The 18,313-nt window shown below is 70.7% G+C and carries 17 protein-coding genes and 1 pseudogene; 9 read left to right on the top strand and 9 right to left on the bottom strand.

Annotated elements, in window-relative coordinates; translation table 11 throughout:
- The first annotated feature begins 161 nt into the window (after window positions 1–161).
- The 3 genes from ACFVJX_RS34100 to ACFVJX_RS34090 all read left to right on the top strand — a co-directional run bounded on the left by ACFVJX_RS34100 (window position 162) and on the right by ACFVJX_RS34090 (window position 3,022).
- Window positions 162–902 (top strand): SDR family NAD(P)-dependent oxidoreductase, encoded by a 741-nt coding sequence (locus tag ACFVJX_RS34100; RefSeq protein ID WP_384136159.1) that lies wholly within the window; start codon window positions 162–164, stop codon window positions 900–902.
- Entirely contained in the window at window positions 899–1,972 is a 1,074-nt protein-coding gene (locus ACFVJX_RS34095; protein WP_384136160.1) for an S-adenosylmethionine:tRNA ribosyltransferase-isomerase, read from the top strand. Before ACFVJX_RS34100 ends, ACFVJX_RS34095 begins: the two co-directional genes overlap by 4 nt.
- A 312-nt stretch (window positions 1,973–2,284) precedes the next feature.
- Window positions 2,285–3,022 (top strand): transglycosylase SLT domain-containing protein, encoded by a 738-nt coding sequence (locus tag ACFVJX_RS34090; RefSeq protein WP_384136162.1) that lies wholly within the window; start codon window positions 2,285–2,287, stop codon window positions 3,020–3,022.
- A gap of 82 nt (window positions 3,023–3,104) precedes the next feature.
- On the opposite strand, the gene ACFVJX_RS34085 is transcribed toward ACFVJX_RS34090, so the two are convergent.
- The gene (locus ACFVJX_RS34085) at window positions 3,105–5,717 is read right to left on the bottom strand and encodes an FHA domain-containing protein (RefSeq protein ID WP_384136164.1); all 2,613 of its coding nucleotides are present in this window, start codon (window positions 5,715–5,717) and stop codon (window positions 3,105–3,107) included.
- Between the two features lie 287 nt (window positions 5,718–6,004).
- Between ACFVJX_RS34085 and serB the strand changes: the two genes are divergently transcribed.
- Window positions 6,005–7,261 (top strand): phosphoserine phosphatase SerB, encoded by a 1,257-nt coding sequence (gene serB, locus ACFVJX_RS34080; RefSeq protein WP_384136166.1) that lies wholly within the window; start codon window positions 6,005–6,007, stop codon window positions 7,259–7,261.
- Window positions 7,262–7,427: 166 nt separating this feature from the next.
- Here the strand turns inward: serB and ACFVJX_RS34075 are convergent, their stop codons facing one another.
- The 4 genes from ACFVJX_RS34075 to ACFVJX_RS34060 all read right to left on the bottom strand — a co-directional run bounded on the left by ACFVJX_RS34075 (window position 7,428) and on the right by ACFVJX_RS34060 (window position 9,802).
- Window positions 7,428–7,946 (bottom strand): SixA phosphatase family protein, encoded by a 519-nt coding sequence (locus ACFVJX_RS34075; protein ID WP_384136168.1) that lies wholly within the window; start codon window positions 7,944–7,946, stop codon window positions 7,428–7,430.
- A gap of 73 nt (window positions 7,947–8,019) precedes the next feature.
- Entirely contained in the window at window positions 8,020–8,226 is a 207-nt protein-coding gene (locus ACFVJX_RS34070) for a hypothetical protein (protein ID WP_384136170.1), read from the bottom strand.
- Window positions 8,227–8,375: 149 nt separating this feature from the next.
- On the bottom strand, window positions 8,376–8,519 hold the full coding sequence (locus tag ACFVJX_RS34065; RefSeq protein ID WP_250970505.1) for an SGM_5486 family transporter-associated protein: 144 nt from the start codon (window positions 8,517–8,519) through the stop codon (window positions 8,376–8,378).
- Window positions 8,513–9,802: a CynX/NimT family MFS transporter gene (locus ACFVJX_RS34060; RefSeq protein ID WP_384136172.1), complete on the bottom strand. Its 1,290-nt coding sequence runs from the start codon at window positions 9,800–9,802 to the stop codon at window positions 8,513–8,515. Before ACFVJX_RS34060 ends, ACFVJX_RS34065 begins: the two co-directional genes overlap by 7 nt.
- 137 nt (window positions 9,803–9,939) lie before the next feature.
- Here ACFVJX_RS34060 and ACFVJX_RS34055 point away from each other — a divergent pair, with 137 nt between their 5' ends.
- Window positions 9,940–10,614 carry a FadR/GntR family transcriptional regulator gene (locus tag ACFVJX_RS34055; RefSeq protein WP_384136174.1) on the top strand — a complete coding sequence of 225 codons (675 nt, stop codon included), beginning with the start codon at window positions 9,940–9,942 and terminating at the stop codon, window positions 10,612–10,614.
- 70 nt (window positions 10,615–10,684) lie between these two features.
- Here the strand turns inward: ACFVJX_RS34055 and ACFVJX_RS34050 are convergent, their stop codons facing one another.
- The 3 genes from ACFVJX_RS34050 to fabG form a co-directional block, all read right to left on the bottom strand.
- Window positions 10,685–11,062, bottom strand: coding sequence for a hypothetical protein (locus ACFVJX_RS34050; RefSeq protein WP_384136175.1), 378 nt, complete (start codon window positions 11,060–11,062; stop codon window positions 10,685–10,687).
- Between the two features lie 172 nt (window positions 11,063–11,234).
- The gene (fabI, locus tag ACFVJX_RS34045) at window positions 11,235–12,002 is read right to left on the bottom strand and encodes an enoyl-ACP reductase FabI (protein ID WP_384136177.1); all 768 of its coding nucleotides are present in this window, start codon (window positions 12,000–12,002) and stop codon (window positions 11,235–11,237) included.
- A 5-nt stretch (window positions 12,003–12,007) separates the two neighbouring features.
- Window positions 12,008–12,727 (bottom strand): 3-oxoacyl-[acyl-carrier-protein] reductase, encoded by a 720-nt coding sequence (fabG, locus tag ACFVJX_RS34040; RefSeq protein ID WP_384136179.1) that lies wholly within the window; start codon window positions 12,725–12,727, stop codon window positions 12,008–12,010.
- Window positions 12,728–12,993: 266 nt separating this feature from the next.
- On the opposite strand from fabG, the gene ACFVJX_RS34035 reads away from it, so the two are divergent.
- The 3 genes from ACFVJX_RS34035 to tyrS all read left to right on the top strand — a co-directional run bounded on the left by ACFVJX_RS34035 (window position 12,994) and on the right by tyrS (window position 17,594).
- A complete protein-coding gene (locus ACFVJX_RS34035) occupies window positions 12,994–14,517 on the top strand; it encodes a TldD/PmbA family protein (RefSeq protein WP_384136181.1) in 1,524 nt (507 codons plus the stop codon).
- 341 nt (window positions 14,518–14,858) lie between these two features.
- Window positions 14,859–16,253: a metallopeptidase TldD-related protein gene (locus ACFVJX_RS34030; RefSeq protein ID WP_384134932.1), complete on the top strand. Its 1,395-nt coding sequence runs from the start codon at window positions 14,859–14,861 to the stop codon at window positions 16,251–16,253.
- 72 nt (window positions 16,254–16,325) lie between these two features.
- On the top strand, window positions 16,326–17,594 hold the full coding sequence (tyrS, locus tag ACFVJX_RS34025) for a tyrosine--tRNA ligase (protein WP_384134929.1): 1,269 nt from the start codon (window positions 16,326–16,328) through the stop codon (window positions 17,592–17,594).
- Window positions 17,595–17,673: 79 nt separating this feature from the next.
- Here the strand turns inward: tyrS and ACFVJX_RS34020 are convergent, their stop codons facing one another.
- Window positions 17,674–17,952 carry a GlsB/YeaQ/YmgE family stress response membrane protein gene (locus ACFVJX_RS34020; RefSeq protein ID WP_384134926.1) on the bottom strand — a complete coding sequence of 93 codons (279 nt, stop codon included), beginning with the start codon at window positions 17,950–17,952 and terminating at the stop codon, window positions 17,674–17,676.
- Window positions 17,953–18,189: 237 nt separating this feature from the next.
- Between ACFVJX_RS34020 and ACFVJX_RS34015 the strand changes: the two are divergent.
- A pseudogene (locus tag ACFVJX_RS34015) lies at window positions 18,190–18,313 on the top strand (DUF3099 domain-containing protein); the annotation flags it as partial.

The raw sequence follows: 18,313 nt of genomic DNA, 5'->3' as shown, positions 1-18,313 counted from the left end.
GCCGCCGATTAGGGCGCTGGGCCTAGGTCGAAGTGCCTTGCCGGGGTGCGGCCCGGGTACGAGGCGCCGCACGGGTGCGCGTTCCTAGGTTGGAGGAGTCCGGAGTCGGCCCGTGGCCCGTCCACGAGGCCGCTCGAGCGGGTTCGAAGGGGACGGTTCGTATGTCTGTCGCGTTGATCACGGGTGCTTCCAGGGGGCTCGGCAGGGCGCTGGGGGCGGCGCTCGCCGGGCGGGGCTGGGATCTGGTGCTGGACGCCAGGACGGCCGGGGCGCTGGAGGAGACCGCACAGGAGCTGCGGCGCCGGTACGGGACCCGGGTGGTGGCGGTCGCCGGTGATGTGACGGACCCCGGCCACCGGGCGCAGCTGGCGTCGGCGGCGCGGGAGCTGGGCGGGCTCGACCTGCTGGTGAGCAACGCCAGTGCGCTGGGCGCCGAGCCCCTCGTACGGCTGGACGCGCTGGCCACGGCCGGCCTGCGGCAGGCGCTGGAGACCAATGTGGTGGCGGCTCTCGGTCTGGTGCAGGAGACCTTGCCGCTGCTGCGGTCCGCGGATGCGGGCGCGGTCGTGGTGGTGAGTTCGGACGCGGCGGCGGAGGCGTATCCGGCCTGGGGCGGTTACGGGGCGTCGAAGGCCGCGCTGGACCAGTTGGCCGCCGTGCTGGGGGTGGAGGAGCCGGGGCTGCGGGTCTGGGCCGTCGATCCGGGTGACATGCAGACCACGCTCTACGCGGCGGCGGTGCCGGACGACGACGATCCCCGGCCGCGGCCGGAGAGCGTGGCACCCGCGTTCCTGTGGCTGCTGGACGGTCGGCCGGCGAGCGGCCGCTACTCCGCGCCCGCGCTGCTCCAGGCGGCCGGGGCCGCGTCCGGCGCCGCATCCGGGTCCGGGGAGGAGCGGTGACCGCGCTCGACGCGCTGCGGGTGCCTCCCGAGCTGTCGGCGCGGGTGCCGGCCGAGCAGCGGGGCGCGGGGAGGGACGACGTGCGGCTGCTGGTGTCGCGGGGGCGGGAGGTGTCCCATCACGCGTTCCGGGAGCTGCCGGGGGAGCTCCGGGCCGGTGATGTGCTCGTGGTCAACACGTCCCCGACGCTGGCCGCCGCGGTGAACGGGCGGGTGGGCGGTGACCGGGTGGTGGTGCACTTCTCGACCCGGGGCGAGGACGGGCGCTGGGCGGTGGAGCTGCGGCGGCCGGACGGTGCGGGGGCGACGCTGCCGCGCGCCGGGGGCCCCGCGGGGGCTGCCGTCCGGCTGCCGGGCGGCTCGCGGCTGGTGCTGGAGGAGCCGCTGACGGGCGCCGGGTCCCGGCTGTGGTGGGCCAGGCCAGATGTCGATGTGCCGGGGCTGCTGCGGCGTTACGGACGCCCGATCCGCTACGGGTACACGGAGCGGGACCAGCCGCTCTCCGCGTATCAGACGGTGTTCGCGCTGCCCACGGCGGACGGGAGCGGTTCGGCGGAGATGCCGAGCGCGGCGCGGCCCTTCACCGCGGGTCTGGTGGCGGCGCTGGTGAGCCGTGGTGTGCAGTTCGCCCCGCTGACGCTGCACACGGGGGTGGCGTCGGCGGAGGCGCACGAGCCGCCCTACCCGGAGCGTTTCGAGGTGCCCGTGACGACGGCGTGGCTGGTGAACGCGGCACGGGCCGGTGGGGGGCGGGTGATCGCGGTGGGGACGACGGCGGTGCGTGCCCTGGAGTCGTCCGCCGGGCCGGACGCGGTGGTGCGCCCGGCCGCCGGCTGGACGGATCTGGTGGTGACGCCGCAGCGGGGCGTGCGGGTGGTGGACGGGCTGCTGACCGGGCTGCACGAGCCGGAGGCCTCGCACCTGCTGATGCTGGAGGCGATCGCGGGCGGGGCGGCGCTGAGCCGCGGATACGGCGAGGCGCTGAGCCACCGCTACCTCTGGCACGAGTTCGGGGATGTCCACCTGCTGCTGCCCCCGGATCCCGCGCCTCCCCGGCACCCGACCCCCTAGCGGAACCTCACACTCCGGATTGCGCGAGCAACGCACGGTGATTCTGTTACCCGCCCGATGTGAGGCCGCACATAGGACCCACGTCACTTACGAAGCCGTCTAGTGGACCTAAAAGGGCGATTTGGGTGGGCATGACCACCCCGGATCGGAGGTGAGCGGGCCCCGGCGCCACTACCCGGCTTCGTACGTCACACCTTTGCCACGGCATTTTGCTGGCGCTAAGAATTGCACTCGTCCCCGACGGAGATGCGATGTCGCCTCACCGTCTTCGTCCTCCGTGAGGACTTCCGCGATTCGAAGAGGTACGTCTGCATGTCCGCGTCCAGCATTCCCAGCCGTCTCCGCCGCCTGAACAAGACCCAGAAGCTCTCCGTCGCCGGCGTCTCCGCCGTCGCCGCCGCGGCACTTTCCTTGTCCCTGGTCCCCGGTAACGCCGATGCCGAGACCGAGCCGCAGGCCGTTTCCGCCGCACCCGTCGTCTTCGCGTCGGCCGCCGGTGCGCCGCAGGCCAAGAACATCCAGGCCAGTGTCATCGAGCAGCACTCCACCGCCGAGCAGCTGATCAAGGCCTCCGACGCCGCGAAGGCCAAGAAGGCCGACGCCGAGAAGAAGGCCGAGGCCGCCGCGAAGGCGAAGGCCAAGGCCAAGGCGAAGGCCAAGGCCAAGAAGGCCGCGGCCAAGCGCGGCAAGCAGTCCGCCAGCCGGTCCACGTCCCGCAAGCCGGTCTACGCGAACAACCTGAACGGCTGGATCAAGGAGTCCCTGGCCATCATGAAGGCCAAGGGCATCCCCGGCACGTACGACGGTCTGCACCGCAACATCATCCGTGAGTCCAGCGGTAACCCGAAGGCCATCAACGACTGGGACATCAACGCCATCAACGGCGTCCCGTCGAAGGGCCTGCTCCAGATCATCAAGCCGACCTTCGACGCCTACCACGTCGGCGGTACCCCCCACGACCAGTACGACCCGGTCGCCAACATCACCGCGTCGGCCAACTACGCCGCCGACAAGTACGGCTCGATCGACAACGTGAACAGCGCGTACTGAGTCCACTCCGGTACGCCGCAGCACAGACGGCGAAGGGCGGCACCCCGTGCGGGGTGCCGCCCTTCGGCATGAGCCGGGGCCGCTACTTGCGCATGACCTCGGGCTCGTGGCGGCGCAGCAGCCGCGCGACCGCGAACCCGCAGATCACACCGAGGAGCAGCAGCACCGTGATGTTGATCCCCCACTGCCCGGCCGTGTGCTCCCACAGCGGGTCCAGGTCCGTGGGGTTCTTCGCGTCCCACGGCGGCATCAGGTGGGCGAGGTCGAGCGTCGAGCCCGCGCCCGCGATGGCCCAGCGGGACGGCATCAGCCAGGCGAACTGCTCCAGTCCGGGCGATCCGTAGACCTGGAAGAGGATGCCGGTGAAGACGACCTGGACGATCGCGAACATGACCAGCAGCGGCATGGTCTTCTCGGAGGTCTTCACCAGCGAGGAGATCACCAGGCCGAACATCATCGAGGTGAAGCCGAGCGCGATGACCGTCACGCAGAGCTCGACCGCCGGGGGCATGACCAGGCCCTCCGCCGGCAGGTCCCGGGTGGCGAAGCCGATACCGCAGATGATGACGCCCTGGACGGCCGTGATCAGGCCGAGCACGATCACCTTGGACATCAGGTAGGCGGAGCGGGAGAGGCCGGTGGCCCGTTCCCGTTCGTAGATCACCCGTTCCTTGATCAGCTCCCGGACGGAGTTGGCCGCACCGGAGAAGGTCATGCCGATCACGAGGATCAGCATGATCGTGCCGGCGTCACCGTTGAACCGGGACGGCGGCTTGGGCGGGCCGAGACCGAAGTCCGCCGGAATGACCACGCTGACGACACCGAGCACCGCGGGCAGGATCACCATCAGGCCCATGAAGCCCTTGTCGGAGGCGATCACCGACAGGTAGCGCCGCATCAGCGTCCACAGCTGCGCTCCCCAGCCCTGCGGCTTGGGCGGGCGCATCTGCTGCGGCGGCGGCATGTGTACGGACTGTGCGGCGACGGCGTCGATGTCCGCGGCGTACATCTGGTAGTGCTGCGAACCGCGCCAGCGGCCCGCCCAGTCGTAGTCGCGGTAGTTCTCGAAGGCGGAGAAGACGTCGGCCCAGGTGCTGTAGCCGAAGAAGTTGAGCGCTTCCTCAGGCGGACCGAAGTAGGCGACGGCACCGCCGGGCGCCATCACCAGGAGCTTGTCGCAGATGGCCAGCTCGGCGACCGAGTGCGTGACGACCAGGACCGTACGGCCGTCGTCGGCCAGGCCGCGCAGCAGCTGCATGACATCGCGGTCCATGCCCGGGTCGAGGCCGGAGGTCGGCTCGTCCAGGAAGATCAGAGACGGCTTGGTGAGCAGTTCCAGCGCCACCGAGACCCGCTTGCGCTGGCCGCCGGAGAGCGAGGTGACCTTCTTGTCCTTGTGGATGTCGAGCTTGAGCTCGGCGAGGACTTCCAGGATCCGGGACTGGCGCTCGGCCTCGGTGGTGTCCGCGGGGAAGCGGAGCTTGGCCGCGTACTTGAGGGCCCTGGTGACCGTGAGTTCCTTGTGCAGGATGTCGTCCTGCGGAACCAGGCCGATGCGCTGGCGCAGCTCGGCGAACTGCTTGTAGAGGTTCCGGTTGTCGTAGAGGACCTCGCCCTGGTCGGCGGGCCGGTAGCCGGTGAGCGCCTTGAGCAGGGTGGACTTTCCGGAACCGGACGGGCCGATGACGCCGATCAGGGACTTCTCCGGGACGCCGAACGAGACGTCCTTGAGGATCTGCTTGCCACCGTCGACCGTCACCGTGAGGTGGCGGGCCGCGAAGGAGACCTCACCGGTGTCGACGAACTCCTCGAGCCGGTCGCCGACCAGTCGGAACGTCGAGTGACCGACGCCGACGATGTCGTTCGGCCCGATGAGCGCCGAGCCGGACTTCGACAGCGGCTGGCCGTTGACGTACGTGCCGTTGTGGGATCCGAGGTCACGGATCTCGAACCGGCCGTCGGGCGTCGCGTGGAACTCGGCGTGGTTACGGGAGACCTGCAGGTCGGAGACGACCAGCTCGTTCTCCAGCGCACGGCCGATGCGCATCACCCGGCCGAGGGCCAGCTGGTGGAACGTGGTCGGGCTGCGGTCGCCGTAGACCGGTGGCGCCCCCGCCGCGCCACCCGCCCCGCCGACGCCTGGCGTGTTCGCCATGCCCTGCTGCGGGACATGCGGCTGCTGAGGCTGGGCCTGCTGCTGGTGCTGCGGCTGCTGCGGCGGGACCTGCTGCGGCTGCTGCCAGGCCTGTGGCTGCTGGGCGGGATTCTGCTGCTGTCCCGGCCAGCCGGGTCCGCCCTGCTGCGGCTGCTGCGGCGGGGCCTGCTGCGGCTGCTGGGCGGAGGCCTGGGCCCCCGCCGCGGCCTGCCCGCTGTACACGTCGGCACCGGACGCGGCCCCGCTCAGGCTCAGCCTGGGCCCGTCGGTGGCGTTGCCCAGGTTCACGGTGGAGCCGGGCCCGATCTCCAGCTGCTGGATCCGTTGGCCCTGCACATACGTGCCGTTGGTGCTGCCGTGGTCCTCGATGAACCAGCCCCGGCCGTTCCAGCTGATCGTGGCGTGCCGCCACGACACCCTGGCGTCGTCGATCGTCATATCGCCCTGCGGATCACGTCCGAGGGTGTACGACCTGGACGGATCGAGCGTCCAGGTCCTTCCATTCAATTCCAGTACGAGTTCCGGCACTCCGCGCCCCACTAGTTGTCCCCCGTTTACCCCCGTCGCAGGGAGTCTAGGGATGCTGAACATCGTGGGGAACTATTCCAGGAGCAGTCCCCGATACGAAAGCCGGGCGGGCGTTTGACCCCTCCGAGACCTGCACTGTTGCAACAACGTCACCATTGAAGGGGTCATCTACCGTCACAACTGGCCATGAAGGCTCGCGGATCGCTCCGAACCGTGCGGTTGAGGGTGACGGGTGGGCTGTCCGGCCCTCGGGACGGACCGTCGGGAGCGGGTCGTGGACCGATACGGTGGGGGGCACCATGAGCGCATCTCAGCCACCTCAGTCCTCACCGTCTCCTGAGTCCCCTGAGTCACGTCAGGGCGTAGACGCACCGACCCTTCTCGTGAAGATCTTCGGGAAGGACCGTCCCGGCATCACCGCCGGGCTGTTCGACACCCTCGCCGCCTACGCGGTCGACGTCGTCGACATCGAGCAGGTCGTCACCCGTGGCCGCATCGTCCTGTGTGCTCTGGTCACCGCTCCGACCGCGGGCGGCACCACCGAGGGCGACCTGCGGGCCACCGTGCACAGCTGGGCCGAATCGCTGAAGCTCCAGGCCGAGATCATCTCCGGCACGGGCGACAACCGGCCCCGCGGTGACGGCCGTTCCCATGTGACGGTCCTCGGGCACCCGCTGACCGCGGAGTCGACCGCCGCCATAGCGGCCATGATCACCTCGACCGGCGGGAACATCGACCGGATCTTCCGGCTGGCGAAGTACCCGGTCACGGCCGTCGAGTTCGCGGTGTCCGGCACCGGGACCGAGGCGCTGCGGACCGCGCTGGCCACCGAGGCCGCCGGGATCGGTGTCGACGTGGCCGTGGTCTCCGCCGGGCTGAGCCGCCGGGCCCAGCGGCTCGTCGTGATGGACGTCGACTCGACGCTCATCCAGGACGAGGTCATCGAGCTCTTCGCGGCCCACGCGGGCTGCGAGGCCGAGGTCGCCGCGGTCACCGAGCAGGCGATGCGCGGTGAGCTCGACTTCGAGCAGTCGCTGCACGCGCGGGTGGCGCTGCTGGCGGGTCTCGACGTGTCGGTGGTGGAGAAGGTGCGCGCCGAGGTGCGGCTGACACCGGGCGCCCGCACGCTGATCCGTACGCTGAAGCGGCTCGGCTACCAAGTGGGCGTCGTCTCCGGCGGGTTCACCCAGGTGACGGACGATCTCAAGGAGCGGCTGGGGCTCGACTTCGCCTCTGCCAACACTCTGGAGGTCGTCGACGGGAGGCTCACCGGCCGGGTGACCGGGGACATCGTCGACCGGGCGGGCAAGGCCCGGCTGCTGCGCAGCTTCGCCGCCGAGGCCGGGGTGCCGCTGGCACAGACCGTGGCGATCGGTGACGGGGCGAACGACCTGGACATGCTGAACACCGCGGGGCTCGGTGTCGCGTTCAACGCCAAGCCGGTGGTCCGCAGGGCCGCGCACACGGCGGTGAACGTGCCGTTCCTGGACACCGTGCTCTATCTGCTCGGTATCACCCGCGAGGAGGTCGAGGCCGCCGACGGTCTCGTCGAGTAGGAACGGGGAGACGCCGTCCGGAACGGATCCGGGAAGTCCGGAGCGGATCCGGGAGGTCCGGAGCGATCCGGAAGCACGAAGGGCCCCGGTGCGCAAGCCGAAGCGTGCGCGCCGGGGCCCTCCCTCTGTGCCTGTGCGGCCTTGTACCTGTGGGGGCCGGTCGTCGTCAGTCGTTGGGCGTCCAGTACTCGGTGAGCCTGCCGACGCCGTGCTCCACGCTCTTCCAGGTGCCGGGCAGCTCGACCACGGCGAACGCCGCCGTCGGGAAGCCGCCACGGGTCATCCGGGCCAGGGCATCGCCCTCAGCCGCCTCCGAGAGGGCGTCGGCGAGTGCGTGCATGCCCGGGTTGTGGCCGATCACGAGCAGATCGCGGACCTCGTCCGGGGTCTCGTTGACCAGGGCGATCAGATCGCCGAGCGAGGCCTCGTACAACCGCTCCTCGTACACGGTCCTGGGCCGCTCCGGCATCTCGTGCACGGCCAGCTTCCAGGTCTCGCGCGTCCTGGCGGCGGTGGAACAGAGGGCCAGGTCGAAGGCGATCCCGGAATCGGCGAGTTTGCGGCCCGCCACGGGGGCGTCCTTGCGGCCGCGTTCCGCGAGCGGCCGCTCATGGTCGGAGTCCTGCGACCATTCCGCCTTTGCATGCCTGAGAAGGACGATCCTGCGAGGTGTATCGACGCTCATACACCTCAGCTTCGCACGAAATGTGGCAGCTGGCGCAGGGTGTTGGAGGGCTCCCCGCGACGGGCGGTGGCCGTCAGCGGATCAACAGGTTCGTGATTCGCTCGAGCAACTGGCCGACCGCCGGCTCGCCCGTGGCCGCCTGCGCCTGCCCCGGTCCGGCGATCAGCAGCAGCAGCGCACCGAAGGCGATGGCGGGCAGCGCGACGGCCCACCACGGCAGCCGGATCTCGACACCGCCCGCATCCGGGCGGGTGGACCGGGTGTGTGTACGGGCAGCCATGTCCGCCTCCGTGGGTCATCGGGTCTGATACCTGAAACCTACGGATCCGGGGGTGTGCGGCCCATCCGGCGACCCACCCACTTCACCCTGACCCTGGCCCCCTAGGGGGTGGTGGGGCTAGCCCCACCACGGCCGGCGGGCGGAACCGGTCAGGGGGAGGCGAGGGTGGCGATGACGGCGATGACGACCGAGATCAGCAGCATCGCCCCGAGGACGAGCAGGAGCTTCTTCTGACCGTTCTGGGGATTGGGGTCGAGCACAGGAGACATGGGTTCAGTCTCGCATCTCAGCATTCGTCCTCGATCGTCCGGTCCCGGCCGGCCAGGACGCCCGCCACCATCTGCGGCACCATCAGGGCCGCCATCAGCGCGATCGGCAGCCCCCAGCCACCGCTGTGCTGGTAGAGCACGCCGACGAGGAGGGGACCGGGGATCGAGATCAGATAGCCGGTGGACTGGGCGAACGCGGACAGCCGGACGACTCCGGCGCCGCTGCGGGACCGCATGCCGATCATCGTGAGGGCGAGCGGGAAGGCGCAGTTCGAGATGCCCAGGAGCAGGGCCCAGGCCCAGGCGCCACCGGACGGTGCGAAGTAGAGGCCCGCGTAGCCGACGAGTCCGCAGGCGGCGAGGAAGACGACGATCGGGCCCTGGGTCTTCATCCGGGCGGCGACCCGGGGGATGACGAAGGCCAGCGGCACTCCCATCGCCATGGTGACGGCGAGCAGGACCCCGGCGGTGCCGGCGGAGACCCCGGCGTCGCGGAAGATCTGCGGCATCCATCCCATGGTGATGTAGGCGGCGGTGGCCTGGAGGCCGAAGAAGCAGGCCAGGCCCCAGGCGGTGCGGCTGCGGGTGATCCTGAGCGCCGGGGCCCGCGTCTGCTGGGCGGCGGGCCGGCCGGAGGCGCCGCTGCGGTCCCGTACCAGCGGGATCCAGGGCAGGATCGCGACGACGGCGAGCGCGGCCCAGATGCCGAGCCCGGCCTTCCAACTGCCGCCCATCGCCTCGGTCATGGGCACGGTCACGGCGGCGGCGAGCGAGGTACCGAGGGCGAGCGCCATGGAGTAGAGGCCGGTCATGGAGCCGACCCGGTCCGGGAACCAGCGCTTGACGATCACCGGCATCAGGACGTTGCTGACGGCGATGCCCATCAGGGCGAGCGCGCTCGCGGCGAGGAATCCCGCCGTGCCGCCGACGAGTGGCCTGATCACCAGACCCGCGGTGATCGCGACCATGCCCGCGCAGACGACGGCTCCGGGGCCGAAGCGCCGGGCCAGGCGCGGCGCCATGACACCGAAGACCGCGAAACAGAACGGCGGCACGGATGTGAGCACGCCCGCGACGGTGCCGCTCATGTGCAGCCCGTCGCGCACCTCTTCGAGAAGGGCACCGAGGCTGGTGATGGCGGGGCGGAGGTTGAGTGCGGTGAGGACGAGCCCGACGGCGACCAGGCGGAGCAACCACGGCGCGGGGCCGGCTCCCGGCGGGGCGGGGGCCTCGGCGCGGGGGGCCGTCGGGGCGGCGGGACTCAGCGTCCGGGTCGGGGCCTGGGGAGGGGTTTCGTCGTCACGCATGAGGCCATCATAGAATCATGGGATGATTGGTTGTCCACTCCGCTGATTCCCTGTGGACCTTCGGATACCTTCGGACATCTTCGGACACCCCGAGAACGGCGGACGACCCCGCCACCGGACACCGAGCAAGGAGCACCATGGCGCTGACGTCCCCGCGGCGTTCGGCACTCGCCGACCAGGTGATTGCCCAGCTGAGGAACCAGATCACCTCGGGCGAGTGGCCCGTGGGCTCACGCATCCCCACCGAACCCGAGCTGGTCGAGCAGCTGGGGGTGGCCCGCAACACCGTCCGCGAGGCGGTGCGGGCACTCGCGCACAACGGACTGCTCGACATCCGGCAGGGCTCGGGCACCTATGTGGTCGCCACCAGCGAGCTGGCCGGGGTGATGCACCGCCGGTTCGCCTCCGCCGATCCGCGCCACATCGCGGAGCTGCGCTCGACGCTGGAGTCCTCGGCGGCGCGACTGGCCGCCGCCCGGCGCACCGACCGGGACCTGAAGCAGCTGGACGCCCTCATGAGGCGCCGGGAGGAGACGTGGGCCGCGGGTGACGCCGAGGCCTTCGTGGCGGCGGACGCGACGCTCCACCTCGCCGTGGTCGCCGCCTCCCACAATGATGTGCTGACCGGGCTCTACGCCGACCTGGGGGATCTGCTGCGGGACTACCTGCGCGTCGACGTGGGCCATGAGCTGCGGCCGGAGAACCACATGGACCACGGTCGGCTGGTCGAGGCGATCCGCGCCGGTGACGCGGAGACGGCCGCGGCCGAGGCCGCGAGCCACGCGCTCAGCTGCCTGGTGGACCGGGTGTAGGGCGGGTACCGAAAGCGGCGCCGGCCCGCCGGGGGCGGGCGGAACCGCCGGAACACGCCCGGAGCACGCTTCAGGTCCTCTCGTCGGCGTGCGTGACCCAGGCGGAGCCGACCTCTTTCCAGCAGTGGCCGTCCAGCCGCACGGTCCGCCCGGGGCCGACGTCGACCGGCGTGGAGTCCCCGTCGATGTCCCACCAGCGGGCGCACTCGGTGTGCAGTTGCACGCGGTCGGCGGACGGGTACGGGTTGTGGCAGTGGGCGACGACCCGGGAGCCCTGGACCGACGTACGGCATTCGGCGCCGGCGGGTTCCGGGTCGGGTGCGGCGGGTGCGGCCGCGCCCGCAGCCCCGACGTGCCCGGCCGCGTAGAGGCCGGCCGGGACGAGGAGCCCGGTGACGACCGCGGAGGCCGCCAGCAGCGACCGGGTTCGGTGACGTGTGCCGCGCACAGCGATCTCCTCCCCTGGGGCCATGTCCGGTTTATCCACATTCTGCGGTGGATCGGCCGGCTTTTCGACCTGAGCGCGGTCTGAGCGCCGGAAGGCCGGGCGGGGCACGGAAAACGGCCGCGCACCGCCTCCGGGGAGGCGGCACGCGGCCGGTCACACAGGTTCGCGCGGGTCAGGCACCCATCATGTGCACGCCACTGTCGACGTGGACGATCTCGCCCGTCGTCCTCGGGAAGAAGTCCGAGAGCAGCGCGACGATGCCGCGGCCGGCCGGCTCCGGGTCCTTCATGTCCCACGCCAACGGGGCGCGGGTGTTCCACACGTCGGCGAGCTCACCGAAGCCCGGGATGGACTTGGCGGCCATCGAGCCGATCGGTCCGGCCGAGATCAGGTTGCAGCGGATGCCGTCCTTGCCCAGGTCGCGGGCGAGGTAGCGGGAGGTGGCCTCCAGCGCGGCCTTGGCCGGGCCCATCCAGTCGTACTGCGGCCAGGCGTACTGGGCGTCGAAGGTGAGACCGACGATCGAGCCGCCCTCGCTCATCAGCGGCTTGCACGCCATGGCGAGCGACTTCAGGGAGAACGCCGAGACGTGCATCGCCGTGGCGACCGACTCGAACGGGGTGTTGAGGAAGTTGCCGCCGAGCGCGTCCTGCGGCGCGAAGCCGATGGAGTGGACGACACCGTCGAGCGAACCGAGCTCGTCCCGCACCAGCCCGGCGAGCCGGTCCAGGTGCTCGGCGTTGGTCACGTCCAGCTCGATGACCTTGGCCGGCTTGGGCAGCTTCTTGGCGATGCGCTCCGTCAGCGTGGGCCGCGGGAAGGCGGTCAGGATGACCTCGGCGCCCTGCTCCTGGGCCACCTTGGCGGCGTGGAACGCGATGGAGGACTCCATCAGCACCCCCGTGATGAGGATGCGCTTGCCGTCGAGAATTCCGCTCATGGTGATCAGTGACCCATGCCCAATCCGCCGTCAACGGGGATGACGGCTCCAGTGATGTACGACGCGTCGTCGGAGGCGAGGAAGCGCACCGCGGCGGCGATCTCCTCGGGCCGCGCGTAACGCGCGAGCGGCACCTGGGCGACGATGCCCTTGCGCTGCTCCTCGGTGAGGGCCTGCGTCATGTCGGTGTCGACGAAGCCGGGCGCGACGACGTTGAAGGTGATGTTCCGCGAGCCGAGCTCACGGGCCAGCGACCGTGCGAAGCCGACCAGACCGGCCTTGGACGCGGCGTAGTTGGCCTGTCCGGCCGAGCCGAGGAGGCCCACGACGGAGGAGATGAGGACGACGCGGCCCTTCTTGGCGCGCAGCATGCCGCGGTTGGCGCGCTTGACGACCCGGAAGGTGCCGGTGAGGTTGGTGTCGAGTACGGACGTGAAGTCCTCCTCGGACATCCGCATCAGCAACTGGTCCTTGGTGATACCGGCGTTGGCCACCAGCACCTCCACGTTGCCGTGCTTCTCCTCGATCTCCTTGTAGGCCTGCTCCACCTGCTCGGCGTCGGTGATGTCGCAACGGACCGCGAGAACTCCGGCATCGGTGAGGGCCTGCGGCGGCTCACCGGAACGGTAGGTGATCGCGACCTTGTCGCCGTTGTCGGCGAAGGCGTGGGCGATGGCGAGGCCGATGCCCCGGTTTCCTCCGGTGACGAGAACCGAGCGGCTCAACGGATCACCCTTTCATTAGCGGTCTGGTACCTCGAAAACCTATCGGTACCGCCCGCTCCACGAGGAATCGGCCCCTGACAGCGCCACTCCCCGGGCACTGTCGGGTTCCTACAGTCATGTCCCGGTCCGGGGCGGGCCGGGAGGCCCGGCGGACCCGGCCGGACGCACCCTCGCCCCGCCCGCGATTCGGCCGCGACGCCGCCGCGGCCATGCTTCACTGCCTCGTAAACGATCCGAGGGTATGTGACGAAGAGGAGAGGCCGCCCGTGCCCCATGAGGTAGATCAGTCGTTCCTGGCCCTTCCGCTGAGGCCCCTCGCCGACGCGGCGCTCGCCCGCGCGCGGGCGCTCGGGGCCGTGCACGCGGACTTCCGCTTCGAGCGGGTGCGCAGTGCCACCTGGCGGTTGCGGGACGCCCGGCCGGCCGGGTCGTCGGACACCACCGACCTCGGGTACGCGGTGCGGGTGGTGCACGGCGGGGCGTGGGGGTTCGCCTCCGGGGTTGACCTGACGATGGACGCCGCGGCGAAGGTCGCCTCGCAGGCCGTCGCCATGGCGAAGCTGTCGGCGAAGGTGATCGCGGCGGCGGGCTCCGACGAGCACGTGGAGCTGGCGGACGAGCCGGTGCACGGGGAACGGAGCTGGGTGTCGGCGTACGACGTCGACCCCTTCGACGTACCGGCCGAGGAGAAGGCGGGACTGCTCGCCGAGTGGAGCGGCAGGCTCCTCGGGGCGCAGGGCGTCGCACATGTGGACGCCTCGCTGATGACCGTCCACGAGAACAAGTTCTACGCGGACACGGCCGGTACGGTCACCACGCAGCAGCGGGTGCGGCTGCATCCGCAGTTCACCGCGGTCGCGGTGGACGCGACGACCGGCGAGTTCGACTCCATGCGGACGATCGCCCCACCGGTGGGGCGCGGCTGGGAGTACCTGACCGGGACCGGCTGGGACTGGGACGCGGAGCTGGAGCGCATCCCCGGGCTGCTGGCCGAGAAGATGCGGGCGCCGGGCGTCGAGGCGGGGACCTACGACCTCGTCGTCGACCCGTCCAATCTGTGGCTGACCATCCACGAGTCGATCGGCCACGCCACCGAGCTGGACCGGGCGCTGGGGTACGAGGCGGCGTACGCGGGGACCTCGTTCGCCACCTTCGACCAGCTGGGAAAGCTGGCGTACGGCTCCCCGGTGATGAACGTGACGGGTGACCGCACCGCCGAGCACGGACTCGCGACGATCGGGTACGACGACGAGGGCGTCGAGGCGCAGTCCTGGGACCTGGTCAAGGACGGCACCCTGGCGGGCTACCAGCTGGACCGCCGGATCGCGAAGCTGACGGGGCTGGGCCGGTCCAACGGGTGCGCGTACGCGGACTCTCCCGGCCATGTCCCCGTGCAGCGGATGGCCAACGTGTCGCTGAAGCCGGATCCGGGCGGGCTGTCCACGGAGGATCTGATCGGCGGGGTGGAGCGCGGGATCTACGTGGTCGGCGACCGGTCCTGGTCCATCGACATGCAGCGGTACAACTTCCAGTTCACCGGGCAGCGGTTCTTCCGGATCGAGAACGGCAAGCTGGCCGGGCAGCTGCGCGATGTCGCCTACCAGGCGACGACGACGGACTTCTGGGGCTCGATGGAGAAGGTCGGCGGCCCGCAGACGTACGTCCTGGGCGGCGCCTTCAACTGCGGCAAGGCCCAGCCGGGCCAGGTCGCGGCCGTCTCGCACGGCTGCCCGTCCGCCCTCTTCCGAGGCGTGAACATCCTCAACACGACGCAGGAGGCCGGGCGATGAGCGGTAACCACGGAACCGGCCGGGGGTCCGGGAGTCGCCCCCCGGGCAGGCACAGTCTCAACACGACGCAGGAGGCCGGACGATGAGCGGCAACCACGGAACCGGCCCGGGGGTCCGGGGGTCGCTCCCCGGGCAGGCACAGTCTCAACACGACGCAGGAGGCCGGGCGATGAGCGGCAACCACGGAACCGGCCGGGGGTCCGGGGGTCGCCCCCCGGGCAGGCACAGTCTCAACACGACGCAGGAGGCCGGACGATGAGCGGCAACCACGGAACCGGCCGGGGGTCCGGGGGTCGCCCCCCGGGCAGGCACAGTCTCAACACGACGCAGGAGGCCGGACGATGAGCCGCGTCAGCAAGCCGCACGAGATCATCGAGCGCGCTCTCGAACTGTCCACCGCCGACGGCTGTGTGGTCATCGCCGACGAGCAGTCGTCGGCCAATCTGCGCTGGGCGGGCAACGCGCTCACCACGAACGGCGTGACCCGGGGCCGCACCCTGACCGTCATCGCCACGGTCGACGGGGCCGAGGGCGCGGCCTCCGGTGTGGTGTCCCGGTCGGCCGTCACCGAAGCCGATCTGGAGCCGCTGGTACGGGCCGCCGAGGCCGCCGCGCGCGGGGCCGGACCGGCCGAGGACGCCCAGCCGCTGGTCACCGGGGTGCCCGCCTCCCCCGACTTCACGGACGCGCCCGTGGAGACGGACTCCGATGTGTTCGCGGCGTTCGCCCCCGCTCTCGGCGACGCCTTCGCCCGCGCCAGGTCCGGCGGCCGTGAGCTGTACGGCTTCGCCAACCACGAGATGACCTCGACCTACCTCGGCACGTCGACGGGGCTGCGGCTGCGCCACGACCAGCCGAACGGGACGCTGGAGCTGAACGCCAAGTCGCCCGACCGGTCGCGCTCGGCCTGGGCGGGCCGTGCGACCCGCGACTTCAAGGACGTCGACCCCGCCGAGCTGGACGCGGAACTCGCGCAGCGCCTCGGCTGGGCGGAGCGCCGGATCGAGCTGCCGGCCGGACGGTACGAGACGCTGCTCCCGCCGACCGCGGTCGCCGACCTGCTGATCTACCAGCTGTGGTCCTCGACCGCCCGGGACGCCACGGAGGGCCGGACGGTGTTCTCCAAGCCCGGCGGCGGCACCCGGCTCGGCGAGACGCTGTCCCGGCTGCCTCTGACGCTGACCAGTGACCCGCACGCGCCGGGTCTCGAATCGGCACCGTTCGTCGTGGCCCACACCTCCGGGGACGGCGGTTCGGTCTTCGACAACGGGCTGCCGCTGGCCCGGACGGACTGGATCAGCGACGGCCGGCTCGATCATCTGACGACCACCCGGCACTCCGCGGGCCTGACCGGGCTGCCGCTCGCCCCGGCGATCGACAACCTGGTCCTGGAGGGCGGCGGTGAGCGGTCCCTGGAGGAGATGGTGGCCGCGACCACCGGCCGGGCCCTGCTGCTGACCTGCATGTGGTACATCCGCGAGGTCGATCCGGCGACGCTGCTGCTGACCGGGCTGACCCGCGACGGGGTGTATCTCGTGGAGGGCGGCGAGGTGGTCGGTGAGGTGAACAACTTCCGCTTCAACGAGTCCCCGGTGGACCTGCTGTCGCGGGCCACGGAGGCGGGCCGCACCGAGAAGACGCTGCCGCGCGAGTGGGGCGACTGGTTCACCAGGGCCGCGATGCCCGCTCTGCGCATCCCGGACTTCAACATGAGCTCGGTCAGCCCGGGCGTGTGACCAGCCCTTAGACTGACTGTTGCTTTTCCCCTACATCCATTCCCCCGCATATGGCCGAGGAGACACGGAACCGTGACGGACATCGTCGACGAGCTGAAATGGCGCGGGCTGTTCGCCCAGTCCACTGACGAGGACGCACTGCGCAAGGCTCTCGCGGACGGTCCCGTCACGTTCTATTGCGGCTACGACCCCACCGCGGCGAGTCTGCACGTCGGCCACCTGGTCCAGGTGCTCACCATGCGGCGGCTCCAGCAGGCGGGGCTGCGCCCGCTCGCCCTGGTGGGCGGGGCCACCGGTCAGATCGGTGACCCCCGTCCGACCGCCGAGCGCACGCTGAACGACCCGGAGACCATCGCCGCCTGGGTGTCGCGGCTGCGGTCCCAGATCGAGCCGTTCCTGTCCTTCGAGGGCGAGAACGCCGCGGTCATGGTGAACAACCTGGACTGGACCGCGGGCATGTCCGCGATCGAGTTCCTGCGGGACATCGGCAAGCACTTCCGGGTCAACAAGATGCTCACCAAGGACTCCATCGCCCGGCGGCTGGAGTCGGACGAGGGCATCAGCTACACCGAGTTCAGCTACCAGCTGCTCCAGAGCATGGACTTCCTGGAGCTGTACCGGCGTCACGGCTGCACCCTCCAGCAGGGCGGCAGCGACCAGTGGGGCAACCTCACCGCGGGCCTGGACCTGATCCACCGGCTGGAGCCGGGCGCCGAGGTGCACGCGCTGGCGACGCCGCTGATGACGAAGGCGGACGGGACCAAGTTCGGCAAGTCCGAGAGCGGTGCCGTCTGGCTCGACCCCGAGATGACGACGCCGTACGCGTTCTACCAGTTCTGGCTGAACGTGGACGACCGGGACATCTCCCGCTACATGCGCATCCTCAGCTTCCTGAGCCCCGCCGAGCTCGAGGAGCTGGAGAAGGCCACCGAGGAGCGGCCGCAGGCCCGGGCCGCGCAGCGCGCGCTGGCCGAGGAGCTGACGACGCTGGTGCACGGGGCGGATCAGTGTGCCGCGGTCATCGCCGCGTCGAAGGCGTTGTTCGGCCAGGGTGAGCTGTCCGGTCTCGACGAGGCGACGCTGGCCGCGGCGCTCTCCGAGGTGCCGCACGCGCGGGTCGGCGAGCTGGGTCCGCTGGTGGACCTGCTGGTGGAGGTCGGTCTGGCACCGAGCAAGTCGGGCGCGCGCCGCACGGTCAAGGAGGGCGGCGCGTACGTGAACAACGTGAAGGTCACCGACGGCGAGGTGGCGCCGGCCCGTGAGGAGCTGCTGCACGGGCGCTGGCTGGTGCTGCGCCGGGGCAAGAAGAACCTCGCGGCGATCGAGGTCACGGCCGGCTGAGCCGATACGCGAACAGCACTGCGGCCGGGCACGCGTGACGCGTGTCCGGCCGCAGTGCTGTTGTCCGGGGGTCCGGCGCTCAGGTTTTCTGTCGTTTGGTGCCGCGGATCGACGCCCACAGCATGTCGCCGACACCCACCACCACCACCGCACCGATCAGCTGGAGCACATGGCGTGTCCAGTCGATGCCCTTGGTGTCGTTGACACCGATCCAGGTGGCTACAGCATTGCCGAGGACGCTGCCGATCATGCCGAAAATGACCGTCAGCCAGAGTGGGATCTGCTGCTTGCCCGGCAGGATCGCTCTCGCGATCACACCGAGAACCAGGCCCACAATGATTGCCCACAACCAGCTCATACCGCCTCCTCGTGCGACGCGGTGTCGCGATCTCAGATCAGTCTCGGTGCTGGACGTGCACATCGCATGTCGGAAGGGTCCGTACGTGCGAGGGGCCCGGGATTCACGGCGTGCCCCGGTCTCGAATGCGCAGGCGGCCGGGCGTACCGTGGGAGCGGTCCGGTCCGGGGAGCGTCCGGCGCAGGAACGGGGTCTCCCGCAGTTCGTCACGAGCTCGGGGAAGGTTGTGGAGACGGGATGCGGAAGCAGAGCGGTGCGGAGGTCTTCCGGATCACGGGTGCCCGGCAGGGGCTCGCGGACGATGTGCGCGGCAGGCAGCGACGCTATGTGATCTCGATGTCGGTGCGCACGCTCTCGGTGG

It is taken from the genome of Streptomyces sp. NPDC127177, from assembly GCF_042672475.1.
Classification (GTDB): Bacteria; Actinomycetota; Actinomycetes; order Streptomycetales; family Streptomycetaceae; genus Streptomyces.
This window is presented reverse-complemented; position numbering and strand designations above follow the sequence as displayed.